Origin of the sequence: Actinomadura sp. WMMB 499 (assembly GCF_008824145.1) — a bacterium.
GTDB lineage: Bacteria > Actinomycetota > Actinomycetes > Streptosporangiales > Streptosporangiaceae > Spirillospora.
In genome coordinates this window covers 4,500,700-4,522,526 of sequence record NZ_CP044407.1, presented here as the reverse complement: position 1 = coordinate 4,522,526, position 21,827 = coordinate 4,500,700, and the positions used below count along the sequence as shown (strand labels likewise).

Below are 21,827 nucleotides of genomic sequence, written 5' to 3'. Positions count from 1 at the left end.
GGAGAAGACATGCAGTCCACCGACGCCGCCTGGGTGACCTTCCCCAGCGGCCCGGACGAGATCCGCGGCTACCTGGGCCTGCCCGCCCGCACCTCCGGCGGCGCCCCGCCGCCCGTCGTCGTCATGGCCCACGAGAACCTCGGCGTCACCGCCCACCGGGAACGGGTCACCGAACTCTTCGCCGCCGCGGGCTTCGCCTGCCTGACCGTCGACCTCTACAGCCGCATCGGGGGGCGGCCCCCGCAGGACCACACCACCCCCGAGGAACGGCGTGCCAAGGCGTTCCTCGCGGCCCGCGACGAGCAGGCCGTCCCCGACCTCGACGCCGGCCTGGACTACCTGGCCGGGCGCGGCGACGTCGACGCCTCCCGGGCGGCCGCCGTCGGCTTCTGCCTCGGCGGCGGCCTCGTCCTCGCCTGGGCGACCCGTACCGACCGGCTGGCCTGCGCCGTTCCGCTGTACGGACTGCCGGAGCTGCCCCCCGCCTACAGCCCGACCGGCCGGATCCGCTCGCGCATCGACATCGCCGACACCGTCCGCTGCCCCGTCCAGGCCCACTTCGGAGGAGCGGACGAGGTCATCCCGCTCGACCAGGTCGGTCGCCTCGAAGAGGCCCTCAAGCGCTCCGGCCGACCGATCGACGTGCACGTCTACGCGGATGCCGGGCACGCCTACCACGACGACACCCACCCCAATCACCACCCGGAGGCCGCCCGCCTGACCTGGGAGCGCACCCTCGACTTCCTGCGGATCCACCTGTGAGCCTCTGGACCGACCTGCTGGGCGCCGAGATCCGCCACATCGACGCCGCGGGGGTGCCCACCCGGGTCGCCCGCCTCGGGTCCGGCCCGCCGGTCGTCCTCCTGCACGGGCGTGGCGGGCACCTGGAGACCTTCGCCCGCAACCTGCCCGCGCTCGCCGCGTCCGGACGGCGCGCGATCGCGTTCGATCTCCTGGGGCACGGCCTCACCGGCCGCCCCGAGGGGGCCCGCTACACCGTCGAGGAGCTGACCCGCCACGCCCTGTCCGTGCTGGACGCGCTCGGCTTGGGCCGGATCGACCTCGTCGGCCAGTCACTGGGCGGCTGGACGGCGGCGCTGATCGCGTCCCGCGCCCCGGACCGGGTCCGCAGCCTCGCCCTCATCGAGCCCGCCGGGCTCCAAACCGAGTCCGACCGCCTCGCCGACGCCACCACGCGCGCCGCCTACGAACGCGGCGGCCGCGCCTACGCCGAACCGACCCCCGAGGCCGTCCGGACGCGCCTGGCGGGCCTGCTCGCCGACCCCGACGGCGTCGATCCCGAACTGGTACGGGTGCGGACCGCCCTCTACCGGCCGGAGGACGCCCGGCGGGTGCACCGCCTCGTCCGCGCTGCGGACAACGACCCGTCGCTGCTGACACCGCGACGGCTGGCCGGTCTGGCCATGCCCGTCCTGTTCGTCCGCGGTCAGCACGGTCACACGCCCCGACCGGTGGTCGAGGCCGCCCGCGCCGCCGTACCGCGGGCGCGCCTCCTCACCGTTCCGGAGGCCAAGCAGTGGCCGCAGTACGAACGTCCCGAACTCGTCAACCACGCACTCATCGACTTCCTCGGCAAGGAGAACCCCTGATGTCGTTCTGGACCGACTCCCTCGGCACCGAGACCCGCTTCCGCGACGCCGCCGGCTGGCGCACCCGCTCCATCGAGGCCGGGGACGGCGACGCCGTCATCCTCATGGGCGGCCTCACCGGCCATGCCGAGGCGTTCCTGCGCAACATCGTCCCGCTGTCGGAACGGGGCCTGCGCGTCTACGCGATCGACGCCCTCGGCCACGGCCTCACCGCCCGCCCCGACGACGTCACCTACCACGCCCCCGTCTTCACCCGGCACCTGATCGGCTTCCTCGACGCCATCGGCGCCGACCGCGCCCACCTGGTCGGCCAGTCCCTCGGCGGCTGGACCGCCCTGTACACCGCCCTGAAGCACCCCGACCGCGTCGGCAGGATCGTCTCCGTCACCGGTGCGGGAATCCTGCTGACCGACGAGGCCCGCGCCGCCGAGAGCGAGAAGGTGCACGCCCAGGTCAAGGCGGTCACCACGAAGGCGGCGTCGGCGCCCACCCGCGACAGCGTCCGCGAACGCCTGGAATGGCTGATGCTCGACCCCGCCACCGTCACCGACGAACTCGTCGAATGCCGCTACCGCTACTACACGCTCCCCGGCACCGGAGACGCGCTCGCCAAGCTCGTCTCCGAACAACCGAGCGAGGCCAACCGCGCCCACATGCTCCGCGAGGACGACCTCGCGAGCATCGCGCACGAGACCCTCGTCCTGTGGACCGACCACAACCCCACCACTCCCGCCGAGGTGGGCCGCCGCGCGTCCCGGATCCTTCCCAACGCCGCCTTCGACATGATCAGCGGTGCCGGTCACTGGCCGATGTTCGAGCAGCCCGGCCAGTTCAACCGGATCGTCGGCGACTTCCTCTCCGCGGGCGCTCGGTGACGCCCGCCGAAGAGGTCGCCACCGGCTGCCGCGTCCTGGCCGCGCACGGCAACTCCGACCTCATCTGGGGCCACCTGTCCCGCCGCGACCCCGAAGGCGGCGGCACCTGGCTCAAGGCCGCCGGTTACGGGATGGAAGAGATCACGACCGACCGCGTGGTACGGATCGACCGGGACGGCACCCTCCTGCAGGGGGACGGCCGCGTCCACCTCGAATACCCCATCCACACCGAGATCATGGCCGTCCGCCCGGACGTCGGCGCGGTCGTCCACAGCCACGCCGAATCGGCCGTCGCCTTCGCGGCCACGGGACTCCCCCTCCTGCCGGTGGGGCACGAGGGCACCCTGTTCTGGCCCCCGGACATCGCCCGCTTCACCGCCACCGGAGACCTCGTCCGCGACCGCGCCCTCGGCGCGGCGGTCGCCGCGGCCATCGGCGACCGCAACGCCCTCCTCCTGCACCGGCACGGCCTGGTCACCGCCGGCCCCGACGTCCCCACCGCCGTCATGACCGCGATCTTCTTGGAGAAGGCCTGCCGGATGCAGCTCCAGGTCGCGGCACTCGGCACGTCCTACGACCACTCGGACGAGGCCGAGGCCCTGGCCAAGCGAGCCCGGTGCTACGCACCCGCCCAGCTGGAAGCCGCATGGGCCTATCTCACCCGCCGACTGCCCTAGCCGAAAAGCGGCTCGAGAACGACACGTCTTGCTACTACGCGTTCCGGGACAAGGCGTGGGTGATCGAACGCTTCCCGGGCCGATCCCGGCATCACGGCTCATTCGGCCCTTCGGCGGTACTTGGAGATCGAACCTACGAACTCCACACCGAAGTGGAAAGTCATCAGGCCGAAAAGGAGGAAAGATACAGTGAACAACACGGTTGACACGAAACGCCACCAGTTCCACTGAGTGGCCACGTAGGCGGTTTCGCCGACCAGGTGTACCGGTACCTGGCGGCCTTGTGTGCAGCTACCTGAGTGCTCCACACGGACATCGGGCGTACGAGCGCCTCGATCAGAACGGAAGTCCCCATAGCAGTACAAGCCGCGGGGAGCGGCTTTGCTGTGGGTGATGGTCACCGTTCCGGGAGTGCCGATCGTGCCGTAGGCCGTCGCCCAGCCTTTTGCGCAGATGAACATTCCTAGGATGCTGAGCGCCGTGATCAGCAGCCCGCCCAGAAGCAGTAGGCCGTACGCGACCCCAGCGGCCGCCATTCTCTCCGACTCGGATGCTGCCATGGACCCGCCCTTTGCTCGGGGTAGCGGACACAGGTGGAGACACGATCGCCTCACTGATCAGACTCGCTCTGCCGGTTCGGGGTTCACTTCCTCTGGTTGATCGACGACATATCGGTCGGCGGCCGGTCGGCTTCCTCGATTCGGTCGTATTCGCTGGTTCGGGCGTCCGGAGCGTGCGGGGAGCGCGGCGGGTCAGTGGTGCCGAGTCCCGCTCGACGCTTCGGAGCGGCATGCCCCGCTCGGTACTCGGGCCGGTGATTTCGCTGATTCCTGCTCCCCGGATTCCGGTTTGAATCGGCACGAACCGCCTCCGTATGAAGGGATCCCTGACATGTCTCGCATCAGCGGGCACCTCCGAAGACTCGGCGCGGTGGCCATCGGCATCGCGGTGGTGGGCGCCGCGGGCGCCGTCACTACCCCCGCGTCCGCCGCCCAGGTCTACGCCGAGGACTTCTCCGGAGGGCTCGGCACCTTCACCGCCACCGGGTCCGTCAGCGCGAGCGGCGGCGCCGCCCAGTTGCGCGCGTCGCTGTTCTCCGACCCGTCCATGACGTCCGCGTCCATCGACCTGACCGGGCAGAGCGACGTCACGGTGTCCTACACCCGGACGACGTCCGGGCTGGACGCCGGCGAGAGCTTCACCGCGGCCTACTCGGTCGACGGCGGCTCGTTCACGACGCTGGAGTCCGCGCGGGACGCGTCGGGCGCGGCGTCGTTCGACCTGCCGTCGTCGGTCGACGGCCGTGACCTGCGGCTGCGGTTCTCGCTGGACGCCAGCAGCTTCCTGGAGACGCTGACCGTCGACGACGTGGTCGTCGAGTCCGGCGAGGGCGACACCGAGCCCCCGACCGGGACGCTCCCGCCGGTGGACGACGTGACCGAGCCGGGCCCGTACGCGGTGACGATCGACGAGTCCGCGGGCCCCGGCAACGACGGGTGGCTGGTGTACCCGACGAACGCCGGCCAGGACGGGGTGGACCACCCGATCCTCGTCTGGGGTCCGGGCGCCGGGTCCGACCCCGCGGACTACGAGGACATGCTGCGGCAGTGGGCCTCGCACGGGTTCGTCGTGTACAGCGAGGTGTCCTCCAGCAGCGGCGACTACATGGTCGACGCGCTCGACTGGCTGGAGGACGAGAACGCCTCCCGGTTCAGCCCCCTCTACCAGAACCTCGCCACGTCCAAGGTGGCCTTCGGCGGCCACTCGCGCGGGTCGATCGGGACGTTCGACGTCGCCACCGAGCCGCGGCTGACCACGACCATCCACGTGGCGGGCGGCTCGTTCGACGGGAACGGCCCGGACAACCTCCGCAATCCGGCCCTCTACATCGGCGGTGACGACGACTTCGCCACCGGCAACATGGAGACCGACTACCGCAACACCGACGTGCCGGTGTGGTTCAACATCCTGGACGGCACCGACCACATCCAGGCCACCCGCAACGGCCAGCACATCATCACGGCGTGGCTGCGGTGGCAGCTCGCCGACGAGGAGTTCCGCCGCACCGGCGACTTCCTGAGCGCGAGCTGCACCTTCTGCGGCCTCGGTGAGGTCGAGTACAAGAACTGGTGACACCGCGGTGACCAGGTGCCGCCCCACCGGACGGACGGTGGGGCGGCACCGCCGCGTCACCTGCGGCGCGCGACGTCGTAGGCGGCGCAGCCGATCAGTTCGAGGGACACCTGCAGCCGCTGCAGGCTGATGTTGTCATCGACCGTGTCCTCGGGCGTGTGGTAGGTCGGCTCCAGCTGGCTGGGCGCCTCGCCGCCGCGCCAGCTGAAGTTGCCCGCCGCGATCCCGCGCTCGTAGAACGCCTCGTGGTCGCTGGAGCCGCGGGCGGTGGGGCCCTCGGCCTGGTCGGCGTAGCCGAGCCGGTTCGCGGCGGCGTTCACCGCGGCCGTGGTGGTGTTGTCCGCGCCGTCCACGGACAGGAGCCAGTACGTGCCCGCGGGCGGGTGGCTGGTGGCCACCATGTCGTTCTGGAAGCAGCCGGTGATCTGCGCGACGCCCGCCTCGTCGAGTTCCTTCACGTAGTGCCGGGCGCCGATCAGGCCGTACTCCTCCGAGCCCCACAGGCAGATGCGGACCGCCTGCTGGGTGGGCAGGCGCCGCAGGACGCGCGCCAGCTCCAGGCACAGGACGGTGCCGCTGCCGTCGTCGTTGGCGCCGGGCGAGCCGGGGACGCTGTCGTAGTGCGCGCTGACGATGACGGCCTTGCCCGCGGGGTTCGGGAACGACGCCTTGCGCTCGGCGAGGACGTTGTACGAGGTCAGGTCGGAGTGGTGCGTGATCTCGAAGGACAGCCGCCGGGCGCCCGCGCGGATCCGCTCGCCGTGGTACTCGGCGAGGCCCAGCACCGGGATCGCGACCGTCTCGCCCAGGTTCGGGGTGAACGAACCGGGTTTGCGCTCGGGGTAGGTCTCCGAACGCGCGTTGACGATGAGCGCCGCCTTGGCCCCCGCGCCCGCCGCGGCCTTGGCCTGCAGGGTCTCGCTGCCGACCACGCGGTCGAACAGCACCAGCTTGCCGCGCACGTCGCCGGTGACCTCGGTGACGCGGCCGACGTCCACGACCTTGCCGTCCACCGCCGCGACGGCGCCCTGCGGGGACGCGCTGCTCTGCCAGAGCCGCTCGCCGCGGGCGCGGATCTCCGCCAGGTACTTGTCGGCGACCGGGAAGGGCTGGAGTTCGACTTCGTAGCCGAGCTCGCGCAGGACCCCGGCGATGTAGCGGGCGGCGCGGTGCTCGGAGCGGGTGCCGGCGATGCGCCAGCCGATCCCGTCGCTGAGCACCCGCAGGTGCCGCAGCGCCCGGCGGGCGTCGACGCGGGCGACCACGGCCCGGTCGCCGACGGTGAGGGACGGGGGCAGGGCGGCGCCGGGGCGCTGCCGGGTCGCTGCGGTGGCCGTTCCGGGGAGCAGGCCGACGGTCGCGAACCCGGTGAGGGCCGCGACTCCGGCCAGCAGGTCGCGGCGTTTGACCTCGGACATGGGGCCTCCTGGTGGAGAGGACGGCCGCGCCCGCCGGTCTCGGGTCTCGAGCGGGTGACGGACGGCGGCGGGACGGAAAGCGGGGCCCCGATATCGGGGAATCTAGGAAATTTCCCCCATGTCGACAAGATCACCCCGAAGCCCCGCAACCGAATCGTGATCGGCGTCGGGCGGGGCCGGGCCCGGTTTCCGTCAGGGCTTGCGGAGGAGGCCGCCGTACTCGTAGATGCCGGGTTCCATGGCGGAGCGGCCGACGTACTCGCGCAGTTCGGCCGGGACGGGCGCGAGGTCGGGCTGGCCGGGGTCGGGGCGCCAGTCCTTGACGTTCCCCAGGCCGGGCTCGACGGGCGGCAGGTCGGGCAGGATCGCGTCGACCTCCGCGGTCGAGCGCAGGTACATCGGGATGCCGGCCGCGTTGAACTGGGCGTTCATCTCGGCGCGCTGCTCGTCCCGGGTGCACACCATCTGGCTGAAGGCCAGGTGGCTGCCGGGAGCGGCGCGGCCGATGATCCCGCCGACGACGCCGCTCGGGTCGTCGTCGTCCGTCAGGTGGTGGCCGACGGAGAGGAAGAGCATCCCGACCGGTTCGGCGAAGTCGATCAGCCGCCGGACGGACGGTTCGGCGAGGATCGCGTCCTGGTCGCGGAAATCGGCGTGGATCATGGTCGTGCTCTGGTCGGTGGCGAGGAGGGCGCGGCCGTGCGCGAGGACGATCGGGTCGTTGTCCACGTAGACGACGCGGGACTCGGGGGCGAGCCGCTGGGCCACCTGGTGGACGTTGTCGTCGGTCGGCAGCCCGCAGCCCATGTCGATGAACTGCCGGATGCCGCCCTCTTCCACCATGTGGCGGACGGCGCGGTAGAGGAACCGGCGGTTCTCCCGGGTGATGTCCACGCCGGAGTGGAACTGCTCGAGCATCGCGATGGTGAACCGGCGGTCGACTTCGAAGTTGTCCTTGCCGCCCAGCATCCACCCGTACGTCCGCGCCGAGGTCGGCACGTTCTCGTGGATCTCGACCGGTACGTGCTCGTTCGCCATCACTCCGCCCTCCCGAAGATCGACATTACTCCGGCCGGACCGATCTCCGGGAGGGAACGGGAGATACCGGTCCTAACGGACCTTCGGGACGTCGCCGAAGAGGGGGGCCACTTCCGTCCAGCGGTGGAGTTGGCAGCCGTCCTCGCGGGAGAACTTCGCGTCGATCTTCCGGTCCCGCCAGGTGCCCTGGACGGTGGCGGTGGCGGGGCCGCCGTAGATCTTCGTGCACATCTTGCTGGTGACGGGCTTGAACGGGTCCTGCTTCGCGGCGAGGGCCGTGCAGGCCTCGGCCGCCTTCGGGTGGGAGCCGGCGGGCGGGTCGCAGGTGAGGGTCCAGGTCTCGGCGGGGGCCTCCGGGGAGGCCTTGACCTTGATCGTGAGGGTCTCCTCGGGGGAGTCGGACGGCCGCACGGTGGCAGGTCCGTCGGCGGATTCGCTCGAGGTGCTTTCGTCGCCGCATCCGGCCAGTGAAAGGATCAGAGCCAGCCCGGACGTGGCGAGGAGGGGCGTCCGATACCGCATGCGTGATTCGACGCGGCGGGGTTTCGCGCGGTTCCATGGAGGAGTGATGATTTTCGGGGACGACGTGCCGGCGGTGCCGGCCACCGAGGTTCCGCAGGACGCCTACCTGCTCGACGTGCGGGAACAGGACGAGTGGGACGCGGGACACGCGCCCGACGCCGTCCACATCCCGATGGGGCGGCTCAGCGACCGCGCGGGAGAGATCCCCCGCGACCGCGAGGTGTTCGTGATCTGCCGGTCCGGGGCGCGCTCGGCGCAGGTGACCGTGGCCCTGAACCAGGCGGGGTGGCTGGCGAAGAACGTCGACGGCGGGATGCAGTCCTGGGCGCACGCGGGCCGGCCGATGGCCGCCGGAGGTGACGCGGAGCCCTACGTGGCTTGACCCGGTTTGGGGGGTTGTAGCATCTCCCCGACCGATTTACCGCGGGAGCTCGGGCCGAGGCCGGGCTGAGAGGGCGCATCCGAGAGCGGCGCCGACCGCATGAACCTGTCCGGGTAATGCCGGCGTAGGGAGCGTGCCCCCATGGCGTCCGCCGTCGACGAGGTCCCGTACACGCTGGACGAGCCGGCGCCGAAGGTCCTCGGTTTCTGGGACCAGAGCGCGTTCTGGGCGAACCTCGGGGTCAGCCTGCTGGCCTTCTCCGGCGCCTACACCGTCCTGGCGCCGGACGAGGACGGCGTGCCGACGCTGTCGATCGCCGCCGGCATCGTCGCGATGATCGTCGGGACGGTCGTCGGCGGCCTGATGCTCGGCCTCGCCGCGGTGCCGGGCGCGCGGACCGGACGTCCCGCGATGGTGCTGCTGCGCGGGCTGTTCGGCGCGCGGCTGTCGTACGTCCCGACCGTCCTGAACGTCGCGCAGCTCATCGGCTGGGGGACGTTCGAGCTGATCGTGATCGCGGACGCGGCGACGCACCTGTGGGACGGGATCCCGCGCTGGGGCTACGTGGTCGCGGCCGGGGTCCTGACGATCGTGCTGACGATCTGGCCGCTCGGCTCGGTGCGGCTGCTGCGCCGGTACGTGACGGCGGCGGTGATCGTCGCGCTCGTCTACTTCTACGTCCAGCTGGTCCGGGAGCCGCTGCCGGACCTGACCGAGGGGTCGTGGGACGGCTTCCTGATCGGCGCCGACGCGGCCCTGGCGGTGTCGATCTCGTGGGTGCCGGTCGCCGCGGACTACACCCGGCACGCGCGCAGCGAGCGCGGCGCGTTCGGCGCGGCGGCGGCCGGGTACTCGGTCACGCAGATCGTCGCGTACGTGCTGGGCCTGCTGGCCCTGGCGCTGGCGGGGACGACCGGGAACGTGTTCGACCCGTTCCTCGCGGTGCCGCTCGGCGTGCTGTTCTTCGCCGTGTTCGTGCTGCGCGAGGCCGACCAGTCGTTCGCGAACGTGTACTCCACGGCCGTGTCGATCCAGAACCTCGTGCCCCGCGCGGACCGCCGCGTCCTGACGGTCGCGCTCGGCGCGCTGATCACCGTGCTGGCGCTCGTCCTGGACATCGGCGACTACGCGGGCTTCCTGTCGCTGATCGGCTCGGTGTTCGTGCCGATGCTGGGCGTGCTGGCCGCCGACTTCTTCCTCGGTCGCGGCCGGGACGGCTGGGACGGGTCCCCGGCGGCGCCGTCGCGCTGGGGCATGGTGGCCGCGTGGGTGGTCGGCTTCGTCGCCTACCAGCTGATCAACCCGGGCACGGTGAGCGGCTGGGCCGGGTTCTGGACCGGCGTCCAGGGGCTGCTGAACTTCGCGCCGCAGGGCTGGATGAGCGCGTCGCTGCTGTCGTTCCTGCTCGCCGGGGCGGCCGCCCTCGTCGCCGGACGGGTCGCGATTTCCCGCGGCACGCGCCGCTGACGTGGCGTTCTTCCGTTGCCGTGGCGTGAAGAGTGAGAACTTTTCCGTTGCGGTTCCCCGGCGCGGCAACGGGTCCGGTGGCACGATGACAGGCGTGCATCACCTCGTCCACGACCCCATCGCGCGGGCGGTCATCGAGAGCGCCGCGGACGCGATCGTGGCCGTGGACGGCAAGCACCGCGTGACCGTGTGGAACCCGGCGGCCGAGCGGATGTTCGGCTGGACCGCGCAGGAGATGATCGGGCGGGTGCCGCCGATCGTCCCGGACGAGCTGAAGGCCGAGCACAACGCCGTCCAGGAGCGGCTGATGACGCGGCGGGACGGGGACGGCGGGCAGATCTCGATCGCGACGCGCCGGTTCCATCGGGACGGCCGGCTCATCGACGTCCGCATCGACACGAGCCTGCTGAAGGACCCGTCCGGGACGCCGCTCGGCTGGGTCGGCGTGTACCACCCGGTGGACGACGACGAGATCGTCCAGCACCACATGACCGAGCGGGCGCGGCTGGTGCGGCGGCTGAACGACATCGTCGCCGACCTGAACGCCGAACTCGATCTCGCGGTCGTCCTCGACCGGATCACCGCCGCGCTGATCGAGCTGACCGGCGCGGACGCGGGCGGGTTCGTCCGGATCGAGGGCGAGCGGCTGCGGCTGGTGAGCATGTCCGGGCTGCCCGAGCGGATGCGCGGGACGTCCGCGGAGTTGCGGCCGAGCCTGGTCGGGGAGCTGCTGCGCTCCGGCAAGACGATCAAGCTCGCGACGGGGGACCGCAAGCTCGGCGATCTGATCTGGTCGGAGCTCGAGGGGCTGCACACGATCGCGATCGGGCTGTCGTTCGTCAAGGACAGGCCGTTCGGCGCCCTCTACGCCCTGTTCTCCGGCCGCAAGGTGGGGCACACCGAGCTGGAGCTGCTCGAGCTGCTCGCCGGGCACGCGGGCGTCGCCGTCGGGAACGCGGTCGCCTACGCGGAGGTCGTCCGGCAGCGCGCGCACGAGCGCGCGGTGATCGACGCGAGCGCCGACGGCATCGCCGTGCTGGACCACGACCTGGTCGTCCGGCAGTGGAACCCGGCCGCGCACGCGATCACCGGGATCCCGCCGGACGACGCGATCGGGCGCCCGCTGCCGTTCGAGATGCCCGCGCTCGGCGAGAACCTGACGTACCAGCTCGAGTCGGGCACCTGGCTGAACGTGCTGACCGCCGAGATCGAGGAGACCGGCGAGCTGGTCCTCGACTTCCGCGACGTGTCCGAGGCGAAGGCCCTCGAGGAGGCGAAGGACCTGTTCCTCGCCACCACCAGCCACGAGCTGCGCACCCCCATCACCGTCGTGCGGGGGTTCGCGTCCACGCTGGTCAACCGCTGGGACGAGCTGCCCGACGCGGACCGGCGCGCGGCCGTGGCCACCATCGCCGAGCGCGCCCAGTCGCTCGCCCGCCTCGTGGAGCACCTCCTGCTCGGGTCCCGCGCCGGACGGGACGAGCTGGCCGTCAACGTCGAGACGTTCGACCTCCGCCGCGTCGTCGAGGGCGTCGTCGACGGGTTCCGGTCGCTGTCGGAGCAGCACCGCGTCGAGCTCGAGATCGACCCGCGCCTCCCGCTCGCCCAGGGCGACCCGATGGCGACCGACATCGTCCTCGGGCAGCTGATGGAGAACGCGTTCAAGTACTCGCCGGACGGCGGCACGGTCCGGGTGTGCGCGCGCACGGACGGCCCGTCCATCGAGGTGACGGTCGAGGACGAGGGCGTCGGCATCCCGCCGGGGGACCACGAGCGGGTCTTCGAGCGGTTCGTCCAGGGCGAGGCGGGCGACCGCCGCCGATTCGGCGGCATCGGGCTCGGCCTCTACATCGTCAAACGCCTGACGGAGGCGCAGCACGGCGCCGTCTCCGCCCACCCGGCCTCGCACGGGACCGGAACCCGCATGCGATTGGTCCTGCGGAAGGCCCGCTGACCCGGCCGGAGCCACCGTCCGATTACTTACCGTGACGACAGGTGACCGGGGCCGGACGGGTGAGGTCGGTGTGATCCGCCCCACTGCCGTACCCGCCGCCTGGCAGTGTTCCGACCCGTGGGAGGCGTGTCCGCCGCAACACGGCGGACACGAGAGCGACACAGATAACACGGTTCCGATGAGTAAGGCGGCGGTGGGTGGATAGATCTTTCTTGGTCGCAGTTGGTGACGAGATTCCATGGGAGACGCCGTCGAACGCCGCAACCGGGGGTGATCACCGTGACCGAAGGCCCGGTGACTCGTTGTGCAGGTGGCAAACTGGGCCGTCCCGGGTTTCCGGACGATGTCAAGAGGGCATTCCGGTCGTACCGGAAGAGCGGCGATGGGACTGTCCGAGCAAGCGAATCGACGGGGAGGTGAGGGCGTCGAGCGTCGTACTGCTGCCACACGCGCCGTCCAGCGTCGCGGTCGCCCGGAAGCGCCTCAGCTCTGAGCTGGCGGAATCGGGCGTCTACGAAGCCATCGTGGACGATGCCAGCGTCATCGTGAGCGAACTCATCAGCAACGCGCTGCGGCACGCGCGCCCGCTGCCGTCCGGCGGCGTCCGGGTCCGCTGGCTGTACAGCGGCGACGTCCTCGAGGTCGAGGTCAGCGACGGCGGCGCCATGACCGAGCCGCGCCGCGGCCCGGGGACGCTCTCCTCGCTCGGCGGGCGGGGGCTCGGCATCGTCGAGGCCCTCTCCGAGGGCTGGGGAGTGCGCCACGAGGAGGACGCCACCACGGTCTGGGCGGTCCTGCGGGCTCCCCGGTCGAACGAGACGACCGGCGCCGCCTCGACCACGGGCGAGCACGTCGTCATGCCCGACCTGTCCGCGTTCCCGGACCTCTTCGACGAGCCGACGACCGACGACTTCTACGGCGGGACCAGGAACGGCGCCCCGACCAGGGCGTATCCCGCCTGACTCGCCGCCGTCGCGGCGAGATAGTTGAAATGTCTACCCCCCGTGCGGGGGCCGATTCCGGACGCTGTAGTGTCCTCCGCAAGCTCGGGCGCTGTCGTGCCCCCGTCGACACCGCCCGAGCGCCAACGTTCCCGAAGCCCCCGGCCGCCGCGACGGCCGGGGGCTTCGCGCGTCCGGCGGGCGCCGCCCGGACGGCTCAGCGGCCGGGAATCGCCGGGGCGCGGGTCGACGGGATCGAGGGCACCGTCGCGGAGCTGCTCGCCGCCGCCGGGCGTCGCGGCGGGACGCCCGCCCGGGCGGCGGCCGAGATGGTCCGGCGGCGCGTCCGCGCTGAGTCCGCGACCGCCTGAGGCGAGACGGTCCGGTTCGTCTTGACAGTGTGACGGCGGCGGCGCATACTCCATGTAACGAGACGGAGCGTCTCGTCTCGCGACGAAAGGGAGGTGGGCGCGCTGCGTACCGCCGCACGACTGACCCTCACCGAGGTGACCAAGCGCTACGGCGACCGCGTCGTCCTCGACCGGGTGTCGCTCACCGTGAAGCCCGGCGAGCGCGTCGGGGTGATCGGGGACAACGGGTCGGGCAAGTCGACCCTGCTCAGGCTGATGGCGCGGGACGAGACCCCGGACAACGGCGACCTCGTCGTGATCGCCCCGGGCGGCGCCGGGCACCTGCCGCAGGCGCTCGTCCTGCCGCCGGGCGCGACGGTGGCCGACGCCGTCGACCGGGCCCTCGCCGACCTGCGCGGGCTGGAGTCCCGGATGCGCGCGGCCGAACGCGCCCTCGGCGAGGACGGCACGGGGATGGACGTCTACGCGGGGCTGGTGGCGGAGTTCGAGTCCCGGGGCGGCTACGAGGCCGACGCCCGGGTGGACGTCGCCCTGCACGCGCTCGGACTCCCCGGGCTCGACCGGAACCGTCCGGTCGGCACCCTCTCCGGCGGCGAACGCTCCCGGCTCGTCCTCGCCGCCACGCTGGCGTCCGATCCCGAACTGCTGCTGCTCGACGAACCGACCAACGACCTCGACGACCAGGCCGTCGCCTGGCTCGAGCGGCGGCTCCGCGCGCACCGCGGGACGGTCGTGGCGATCACGCACGACCGGACGTTCCTCGAACGGGTGACGACCACGATCATGGAGGTCGACGGCGGCCGGGTGCGCCGCTACGGCGACGGGTACACCGGCTACCTCGCGGCCAAGGCTGCCGAGCGCGACGCGCAGGCGCGCGCGCACGAGGAATGGAAGGCGGAGCGGGACCGGCACGCCGCGCTGGTGACCGCCAACGCGGGACGGCTGGAGGCCATCCCGCGCAAGCTGACGCAGGCGGGCATGGGCACCGGCGCGTGGCGGGCCCGCTCCCGGGCGCACGGCGCGGCCGGGCGGATCCGGCAGTCGCGGCAGCGGCTGCGGTGGCTCGCCGAGCATCCGGCGCCGCCCCCGCCCGAGCCGCTCCGCTTCACCGCCGCGCTCGCCACCGCCGGGGACGCCGGGGCCGAGGTCGCCGAGGTCGCCGCGCTCGACGGCGTGACGGTCGCGGGACGGCTCCACCTGGACGCTTTGACCGTCCGGGCGGGCGAACGGCTCCTGGTCACCGGCCCGAACGGGGCGGGCAAGACGACGCTGATGCGCGTGCTCGCGGGGGAGTTGCGGCCGGACGCGGGCGCGGTGCGGCGCTCGGGACGGGTCGGGCACCTGCGGCAGGACGGTCCGGCGGGCCCGGCGGACCGCACCGTCCTGCGCGCGTACGCGCACGGGCGTCCGGGGAGCCTGGACGAGCACGCGGACGCGCTGCTGGCCCTCGGCCTGTTCCGGCCGGCCGAGCTGGGGCGGCGCGTGGGCGAGCTGTCGCACGGGCAGCGGCGCCGGATCGAGCTGGCCCGGCTGGTGAGCGAGCCGGTGGACCTGCTGCTGCTGGACGAGCCGACCAACCATCTGTCGCCGATGCTCGTGGAGCAGCTCGAGGAGGCGCTGGCCGCCTACCGGGGCGCGCTGGTGATCGTGACGCACGACCGGCGGCTGCGGGCCGCGTTCACCGGGTCCCGCCTGGACCTGGCGCGCGGCGCCGTCCCCCTGGCCGCGTGACGGGGGCCTGGTGACGGGGGCGCGTGACCGCTACGGGGCGTCGCGCAAGATCGGGCAGGACATGCAGCGCGGTCCGCCGCGGCCCGAGCCGAGTTCGCTGCCGCTGATCCGGATCACCTCGATGCCCGCGGCCTCCAGCTGCGCGTTCGTCTCGACGTTGCGCTCGTAGGCGACGCACAGCCGGGGCGCGACGGCGAGCGTGTTGTTGCCGTCGTCCCACTGCTCCCGCTCGGCCGTGACCGGGTCGAGGCCGGTGTCGATGAGCCGGAGCCGGTCCAGGCCCATGGCGCTCGCGGCGGCCTCCAGGAACGGCCGGGGCTCGGTCACCCGCAGGTCGCCGCCCTCCAGCGTGACCGTGTACGCGACGAGCGAGTGCGCGACCGGCGGGTACATGACGACGGTGTCGGCGTCCACCATCGTGCAGACGGTGTCGAGGTGCATGGTGGCGCGCTCCTGCGCGATCGGCACCGCGAGGACGGTGCGGGCGAGCCCCGCACCGATCATCTGCCGCGCGAGCCGCTCGACGCCCGCCGGGGTCGTCCGCTCGCCCGTCCCGACCGCGACGACCCCGGGGCACAGCAGCAGGACGTCGCCGCCCTCCAGGTGCTCGAGCGACGGCCCGTACACCGGCCGGACGCCCGCGAAGCGCGGGTGGTGCGCGTACAGCAGGCCGAGGAGGTCGGCCTCGCGGCGCCGGGCCTGCGTGGCGAGGCTCGTCACCGCGACCCGGTCGCCGATCCAGACGCTCTGGTCGCGGGTGAACAGCAGGTTCGGCAGCGGGTCGACGATGAAGTCCTGCTCGTCGAGCAGCCGGTAGACCAGGCCGTGCCCGGCCTTCAGCTCCTCGTGCGCGAGGCCCGCGATCAGCGTGTGCGCGAGGTTCTCGGGGTCGAGGTCGCGCAGGTACCCCTCGACGATGCGGCGGAGCTGGTCGCCGAGCCGCAGGTCGCCGACCGCGTCGGCGATCGCCTGCTCGCGCGCGGCCCCGTACTCCAGCGCGTCCTGGAGGAGTTCCGTCACGTACAGGACCTCGACGTCCCGCGACCGGAGGGCCTCCGCGAACGCGTCGTGCTCCTCCTGGGCCCGCCCGATCCAGGGGATCCCGTCGAACAGCAGCTTGTCGTTGTTGCGCGGGGTGAGCCGCTTCAGTTCGGCGCCGGGCCGGTGCAGCAGGACGCTTCGCAGCCGCCCGACCTCACTGGTGACCCGGTGCTCGTGCGCTGTCGTCTCCGTCACACTCGCAGTCTAGATCGGGCTTTCCCGAGGTCACCCGGCCGGGGCAGACTGCGGGGCGTGATCGGCGCCCACCTGTCCGCGGCGACGCTGCTGCGGGTGTCGGCGGAGGGCGTCGCGACGGCCGTGGTCCTGACCGTCCAGGCCCGGACGGGCGACGCCGCGACCGCCGGGTTCCTGCAGACCGCGATGACGCTCCCGTACGTCCTCAGCGGGCCGGTGATCGGGCACGTCCTGGACCGGACGGCCCGCCCCCGCCGCCTCGCGCTGCTCCTGGCCGCCGGGTACGCGGTCGCGACGGCCGTGCTGCTCGCGACGGCCGGGCGGTCGCCGCTCGTCCTCGCGCTGGCCGTCGCGGCGGTGATCGGCTGCACGGAGCCGGTCGTGGTGGCGCTGACGAGCCTGCTGCCCCGGTTCGTCCCGGCGGACCGGCTGTCGCGGGCGTACGGGCTGGAAGCGTCGAGCTACAACGTCGCGGCGATCGCGGGCCCCGGGCTCGCGGCGGGCGCGGCGGCGTTCGCGGGCGGCGGCGCGTACGCGGGCGCGGCGATCGTCGCGGCGGCGATCGCCGGGCTGTGCGCGCTGCCCTTCCTGCCGTTCCCCCCGCCCCCGGACCGGACGGACGGCGCCCCGCCGCACGCGGCGTCGATCGTCACCGGCGGCCTGGCCGTCCTGGTGCGGGGCCGGGTGCTGCGGGCGCTGACGGTCGCGACGACCGTGGCCTGGCTGGGGTTCGGCGGCGTCGCGGTGACGGCCGTCCTGACCGCCGGGCACCTGGGCGCGGAGCCGAGCGCGGGCGGCCGGCTGCTGGTGGCGCTGGCGGTGGGCTCGCTGCTCGGCTCCCTCGCGTCGAGCCGGCTGCTGACGCCCCGGCACGCCGAGCCGGTGATGGTCGCGGGCCTCGCCGGGTTCGGCGCGTCGCTGGCGGCGGTCGCGGCGGCGCCGTCGATCGCGTGGGCGACGGCCGCGTTCGTCGTCGCGGGACTGTGCGAGGGGCCGGTGTTCGCGGCGACGCTGATGCTGCGGCAGCGGGAGGCGCCGCCCGACCGGCTCGGCCAGGTCAACACGACCGCGGGCAGCCTGAAGATCGGCGCGTCCGCGCTCGGCGCCGCGCTGACCGCCGTCCTGGCCGGTGCGCTGGGCGCGGACGGCCTGGTGCTCGCGATCGCCGCCTGCCAGCTCGCGGGCGCCGCGCTCGGGGCCGTCCTGCTGAGGGTGCCGCGCGAAAAATCGATCGACGCGGTGGAGAAAGGACCGTAATGTCCGGGACATGTTCTTCGCAACCGGCACCCGGACGCTCGCAGGCACCACCCTGCTGAGCGCGGTGCCGGCTGCCTCCTTCGAGGCAGCGGCAGCAGCGGCCGTCGACGGCCTGCGACGCTGACCCCTCTCCGCCCCGCCTCCGGAGAACCAGCGGAGGGGGGTGGAACGGCAAGCACGCGGACGTGCGTCCGCGCGGGTTCTCACGTTCCAGCCAGGAGTGAGGACGGAGATCATGGCCAAGCAGATCTACGAGCGGGACAAGCCGCACATCAACATCGGCACGATGGGGCACGTCGACCACGGCAAGACGACCCTGACCGCCGCGATCACCAGGGTGCTCGCGAGCCGCGGGCTGGCGTCGTCCGTCCCGTTCGAGGGCATCGACCGCGCGCCCGAGGAGCGCGACCGCGGCATCACGATCAACATCGCGCACGTGCACTACTCGACCGCGACCAGGCACTACGCCCACGTCGACATGCCGGGGCACGCCGACTACGTGAAGAACATGATCACCGGCGCGGCGCAGATCGACGGGGCCGTGCTGGTCGTGTCGGCGCAGGACGGCGCGATGCCGCAGACGCGCGAGCACATCGTGCTCGCGCGCCAGGTCGGGGTCCGGCACCTCGTGGTCGCCCTGAACAAGGCCGACATGGTCGAGGACACCGAGCTGCTCGACCTCGTCGAGCTGGAGGTCCGGGAGCTGCTGTCGGAGTACGGGTTCCCGGGCGAGGACGTCCCGGTCGTGCGGGTGTCCGGGCTGCGGGCGCTGGAGGGCGACCCGTACTGGGAGGCCCGGATCGGCGACCTGCTCGACGCGATCGACGCGCACGTCCCGGTGCCCGAGCGGGTGCTCGACCGGCCGTTCCTGATGCCGGTCGAGAACGTGCTGAGCATCACCGGGCGCGGCACCGTCGTCACGGGCGTCGTGGCGCAGGGCGCGGTGCGGCTGCGCGACGAGGTCGAGGTCGTCGGGCTGGACGAGCGGACGCTGACGTCCGTCGTCACCGGCCTGGAGACCTTCGGGCAGTCGATGGAGCACGCGGAGGCCGGGGACAACACGGCGATCCTGCTGCGCGGCGTCCAGCGGACGGACGTGCGGCGCGGCCAGGTCGTCAGCGCGCCGGGCTCGATCCGGCCGCACCTGCGGTTCCGGGCGCGCGTCCGGGTGCTGACGGCCGCCGAGGGCGGCCGGAGCAGGCCGTTCTTCCACGGCTACCGGCCGCAGTTCCACTTCCGCACCACCGACGTGGTCGGCGGCGTGGACCTCGGCGAGGGCGGCATGGCGCTGCCGGGCGACGACGTCGACATGGTCGTCGAGCTCGGCAAGCCGGTCGCGATGACCGCCGGGCTCGGCTTCGCGATCCGCGAGGGCGGCCGGACGGTCGGCGCCGGAAGCGTCGTCGAGCTGCTCGACTAGGAGCGACCGGAAGCGAACGGGCCCGTGCAGCGCGCACGGGCCCGTTCGTGGTGGAACGGCCGGTGACGTGGGTTTCGGACACGTGACAGGTGGTTGAAATGTCATTAATTGCGGGACCAAGTCACCGGGAACCGGTGGCGGTCGCGATCTTGATGTGGTGGGATTCCGACGTCACACCCCCCGCAGTTCCCCCTCCTGGAGCACGTGTGCGTACCCCCCGCGCCCTGATTCCCCTGCTCTCGGTGACGGCCGCCGCCGCGGTCGTCACCATCGCCGGCGTAGGCGCCGACATCAAGGGCGTGCCCGGCGGCGGCGGTCCCGCGCACGCCGACAGCGTCGCGCGCGAGCTGCCCTCCGCGACGGTGAACGCGGTGACCTGGAACGTGTGCGGCGACGGCGGGCCCGAGTGCCCGCTCGGCACCCGTCCGGGCGAGCTGGCCGACCGGATCGCCGAGCGCGCCGGGGAGACGGTCGTCGGCGGGCGCGAGGTCGCCCCGAACGCCGTCCTGCTGCAGGAGGTCTGCGCCGGGCAGGTGGACACGCTCCGCGAGACGGCCGACCTCGACGCGTGGAGCTGGAAGTTCGCCGCCTACCCCGACGCTCCCGAATGCGCGGACGACCAGGGACGGCTCGGTCTCGCCGTCGGCGCCGCGGCGGCCCTCGCGGAGACGGAGACCGAGAAGCTGCCCGCCCCGGACGGCGCCGGACGCATCGCGCTGTGCGGGGAGGTCGGCGCGTGGAGCGCCCGCCTGTGCGTCGCGCAGTTCACGCCGTCCGCGGCCGACCCCTCCGGCGAGTGGCGGGCCGAGCAGGCCGGGGCGCTCGCGGAGTTCGCCGGGACCGGACGCGTCGTCATCGGCGGCGACCTCGCGGACGGGCCGAAGAGCGCGGCCCTCGACCCGCTCTACGCGGCCTACAACGAGTGCGACCAGGGTCCCGGCACCACCCGGACCGGCGACGAGACCCGGCAGGACTGGCGCGGCACCGCCGTCGAGAAGACCGACTTCATCTTCATGTCGAAGTCGGCGAGCGTGTCCTGCGGCGTCCCGGCGGAGCCCGAGAAGGCGTCCGACCACCGCCCCCTCTCCGCCGCCGTCCGCTTCCGCTGACCAGGGAACCCGCATGATCATCGGTGCGTCCGACACCTCATGAGTCATTTCTGGACGGCCGACGGCAGGGACCTCGGGAGCGAGATCAGCGACGTCAGCGGGGTCGTCAACGGTTACCCCCACGACGACCCTTTCCTCATCATCTCCGTGCTCGCCGCCGACGCGAGGGAGGCGGCGAAGACCGCCGCGGACCACGCGCCCTCCCTGCCCGTGCTCGGGCTGGCCGCGATCGTCCCGTACCTCTGCTGGTACTCCCGCGACCCCGCCCTCAACGAGCGCGTGCGCGCGTCCCTCGACGAGGTGTCGGATGTGCTCGCCGAGCTGCCCTGCCCGCACGCCGACGAGGGCGAACACCCCGGCGACTCCGTCCAGGAGCCGGACGCGCTCGTGCACATGATGTGGGAACTCGCCGACCTCGACGGGGACGAACCGGACGACGAGCGGGCGGAACTCTGGGCCTGCCCGGGGAACCTGTCATCGGTGGCGGTCGGCGGCATCGTGACCATGGAAATGCTGCTCGCCCCGGACGGTCCCGTCGCCGGGAATGGTGAGGGCGTCTACGCGCCGGGACTCCAGGACATCCCGGACGTCTTCTTCGACCATGTGAACGACCACCACACGATCCTCATCACCAAGTACGAGCGAGAGCGCCCCATTTACCCCCAGTGGCTGGTCTCGCCACTGTTCAAGGTGGTGCGGCGCGAACAACCCCTGTGGGATCGGCCTGAGGACGACCCGCGCGGGTTGCTCCTGTGGATCGCGCGCGAGCTGCGTGCGCGTCCGGACGGCCCGACCGGGGCGGGCCTGCTGCTGGCGCTGTCGAGCGCGTACACCTCCGCGATGGGCGACGAGGTGCCCGAACGGGCCGTCCGGGATGAGCTGGTCGAGGCGTTCTCGGAGGCGCACCGGGTACGCCGGGACGCCACCTGCGCGCACGCCGGGGAGCACCCCGCGCTCGACCCAGAGGAGACGCTCGTCGCCGCGGCGAAGCTGTGGGATCCGGACTACACCGACGCGGAGGTGGAGTCCCGGCCGGTCACGGCCGGGACGGCCGAGGCGGTCGCCTGCCCCGCGCACGTGCGGGACATCGCGCTGCGCGCCGCGACCGACCTGCGGCGCGACGTCGCCGGACGGTTCGGGCCGTCCGCCGGTGCCGACCTGGACGCCCGGTTCCGCGCCGAGGACGGGACCCTGCGGGCCGACCGCGTCGCCCGCGACGTCCGGTTCCATAACGCGGGGCCGGACCTGGAGGCGTCCCCGGCCGTGTGGTGCGCCCGCCGCGTCCTGGCCGGTGCCGCGGACCCCAGGGAGCATGCCGCGCTCGTGATGTCGGTCGTGCACGCGGCCCGGCACCCGCACTGGTACGCCGATCTCCCCGGGGCCGTCGCCGTCCTCGCCGAGGCGCTCACTGCGGTCGTCGCGGCCGATCCGGGCGAGTGCGGCCACACCGACGGGCACACCCTCGGCGAGGTCGCGTCGTACGGAATGCCCGTGCTCGGGCAGTTGATGCCGCCCGTCTACGACTCGCTGCGCTACGAGTTGCCGCCGGCACACCCCGAACGGCGCCCGTTCGTCCGTCCGAACAAGTACCGGGACGAGGAGGGGAAGGGGCCCGACCGCTGGCGGTGCCCCGTCCACCTCGCCGCCCTCGCCCGCCTCGCACTCGCGGAGACGTCCGCCTGACCG

Annotated in this window: 20 protein-coding genes and 1 riboswitch; of the genes, 15 read left to right on the top strand and 5 right to left on the bottom strand. The window is 72.9% G+C overall.

Annotated elements, in window-relative coordinates; genetic code table 11:
* Window positions 1-9 precede the first annotated feature (9 nt).
* From F7P10_RS19820 to F7P10_RS19805, 4 genes are read left to right on the top strand one after another with little or no spacing between them, the layout of a single operon-like run.
* Window positions 10-762, top strand: a complete 753-nt coding sequence (locus tag F7P10_RS19820) for a dienelactone hydrolase family protein (RefSeq protein ID WP_151010904.1) — start codon at window positions 10-12, stop codon at window positions 760-762.
* A complete protein-coding gene (locus F7P10_RS19815) occupies window positions 759-1,610 on the top strand; it encodes an alpha/beta fold hydrolase (protein WP_176611570.1) in 852 nt (283 codons plus the stop codon). Before F7P10_RS19820 ends, F7P10_RS19815 begins: the two co-directional genes overlap by 4 nt.
* Window positions 1,610-2,485: an alpha/beta fold hydrolase gene (locus tag F7P10_RS19810; protein ID WP_151010902.1), complete on the top strand. Its 876-nt coding sequence runs from the start codon at window positions 1,610-1,612 to the stop codon at window positions 2,483-2,485. The genes F7P10_RS19815 and F7P10_RS19810 overlap by 1 nt, the downstream gene beginning before the upstream one ends.
* A complete protein-coding gene (locus F7P10_RS19805) occupies window positions 2,482-3,162 on the top strand; it encodes a class II aldolase/adducin family protein (RefSeq protein ID WP_151010900.1) in 681 nt (226 codons plus the stop codon). The genes F7P10_RS19810 and F7P10_RS19805 overlap by 4 nt, the downstream gene beginning before the upstream one ends.
* 98 nt (window positions 3,163-3,260) lie before the next feature.
* Here the strand turns inward: F7P10_RS19805 and F7P10_RS19800 are convergent, their stop codons facing one another.
* Window positions 3,261-3,722 carry a hypothetical protein gene (locus F7P10_RS19800; RefSeq protein WP_151010899.1) on the bottom strand — a complete coding sequence of 154 codons (462 nt, stop codon included), beginning with the start codon at window positions 3,720-3,722 and terminating at the stop codon, window positions 3,261-3,263.
* 331 nt (window positions 3,723-4,053) lie between these two features.
* Here F7P10_RS19800 and F7P10_RS19795 point away from each other — a divergent pair, with 331 nt between their 5' ends.
* Entirely contained in the window at window positions 4,054-5,295 is a 1,242-nt protein-coding gene (locus F7P10_RS19795) for a hypothetical protein (protein WP_151010897.1), read from the top strand.
* Window positions 5,296-5,351: 56 nt separating this feature from the next.
* Here the strand turns inward: F7P10_RS19795 and F7P10_RS19790 are convergent, their stop codons facing one another.
* From F7P10_RS19790 to F7P10_RS19780, 3 genes are all read right to left on the bottom strand, one after another.
* Window positions 5,352-6,713 carry a M28 family peptidase gene (locus tag F7P10_RS19790; protein ID WP_151010896.1) on the bottom strand — a complete coding sequence of 454 codons (1,362 nt, stop codon included), beginning with the start codon at window positions 6,711-6,713 and terminating at the stop codon, window positions 5,352-5,354.
* A gap of 192 nt (window positions 6,714-6,905) precedes the next feature.
* Window positions 6,906-7,751, bottom strand: coding sequence for an SAM-dependent methyltransferase (locus tag F7P10_RS19785; RefSeq protein ID WP_151010894.1), 846 nt, complete (start codon window positions 7,749-7,751; stop codon window positions 6,906-6,908).
* Window positions 7,752-7,823: 72 nt separating this feature from the next.
* Window positions 7,824-8,162: an SSI family serine proteinase inhibitor gene (locus F7P10_RS19780; protein WP_254716706.1), complete on the bottom strand. Its 339-nt coding sequence runs from the start codon at window positions 8,160-8,162 to the stop codon at window positions 7,824-7,826.
* A 157-nt stretch (window positions 8,163-8,319) separates the two neighbouring features.
* On the opposite strand from F7P10_RS19780, the gene F7P10_RS19775 reads away from it, so the two are divergent.
* The 6 genes from F7P10_RS19775 to abc-f all read left to right on the top strand — a co-directional run bounded on the left by F7P10_RS19775 (window position 8,320) and on the right by abc-f (window position 15,119).
* Complete coding sequence (locus F7P10_RS19775; protein ID WP_151010890.1) at window positions 8,320-8,655, top strand: rhodanese-like domain-containing protein; 336 nt, start codon at window positions 8,320-8,322, stop codon at window positions 8,653-8,655.
* A 31-nt stretch (window positions 8,656-8,686) separates the two neighbouring features.
* Window positions 8,687-8,804, top strand: a riboswitch (TPP riboswitch).
* Window positions 8,797-10,122, top strand: coding sequence for a cytosine permease (locus tag F7P10_RS19770; RefSeq protein ID WP_151010888.1), 1,326 nt, complete (start codon window positions 8,797-8,799; stop codon window positions 10,120-10,122). It overlaps the preceding riboswitch by 8 nt.
* An 85-nt stretch (window positions 10,123-10,207) precedes the next feature.
* Window positions 10,208-12,076: a PAS domain-containing protein gene (locus F7P10_RS19765; protein ID WP_151010886.1), complete on the top strand. Its 1,869-nt coding sequence runs from the start codon at window positions 10,208-10,210 to the stop codon at window positions 12,074-12,076.
* Between the two features lie 416 nt (window positions 12,077-12,492).
* Window positions 12,493-13,038 (top strand): ATP-binding protein, encoded by a 546-nt coding sequence (locus tag F7P10_RS19760; RefSeq protein ID WP_151010884.1) that lies wholly within the window; start codon window positions 12,493-12,495, stop codon window positions 13,036-13,038.
* Between the two features lie 29 nt (window positions 13,039-13,067).
* Window positions 13,068-13,388: a hypothetical protein gene (locus tag F7P10_RS19755; protein ID WP_151010882.1), complete on the top strand. Its 321-nt coding sequence runs from the start codon at window positions 13,068-13,070 to the stop codon at window positions 13,386-13,388.
* A 93-nt stretch (window positions 13,389-13,481) separates the two neighbouring features.
* Window positions 13,482-15,119, top strand: a complete 1,638-nt coding sequence (abc-f, locus tag F7P10_RS19750; RefSeq protein ID WP_254716705.1) for a ribosomal protection-like ABC-F family protein — start codon at window positions 13,482-13,484, stop codon at window positions 15,117-15,119.
* 30 nt (window positions 15,120-15,149) lie between these two features.
* On the opposite strand, the gene F7P10_RS19745 is transcribed toward abc-f, so the two are convergent.
* A complete protein-coding gene (locus tag F7P10_RS19745) occupies window positions 15,150-16,355 on the bottom strand; it encodes an arginine deiminase (protein ID WP_151010880.1) in 1,206 nt (401 codons plus the stop codon).
* Window positions 16,356-16,412: 57 nt separating this feature from the next.
* Between F7P10_RS19745 and F7P10_RS19740 the strand changes: the two genes are divergently transcribed.
* From F7P10_RS19740 to F7P10_RS19725, 4 genes are all read left to right on the top strand, one after another.
* Complete coding sequence (locus F7P10_RS19740; RefSeq protein WP_176611569.1) at window positions 16,413-17,612, top strand: MFS transporter; 1,200 nt, start codon at window positions 16,413-16,415, stop codon at window positions 17,610-17,612.
* A gap of 235 nt (window positions 17,613-17,847) precedes the next feature.
* Window positions 17,848-19,032: an elongation factor Tu gene (tuf, locus tag F7P10_RS19735; RefSeq protein ID WP_151010876.1), complete on the top strand. Its 1,185-nt coding sequence runs from the start codon at window positions 17,848-17,850 to the stop codon at window positions 19,030-19,032.
* 206 nt (window positions 19,033-19,238) lie between these two features.
* A complete protein-coding gene (locus F7P10_RS19730) occupies window positions 19,239-20,141 on the top strand; it encodes an endonuclease/exonuclease/phosphatase family protein (protein WP_151010874.1) in 903 nt (300 codons plus the stop codon).
* A 39-nt stretch (window positions 20,142-20,180) separates the two neighbouring features.
* Entirely contained in the window at window positions 20,181-21,824 is a 1,644-nt protein-coding gene (locus F7P10_RS19725; protein ID WP_151010872.1) for a hypothetical protein, read from the top strand.
* The last annotated feature ends 3 nt before the right edge of the window (window positions 21,825-21,827 follow it).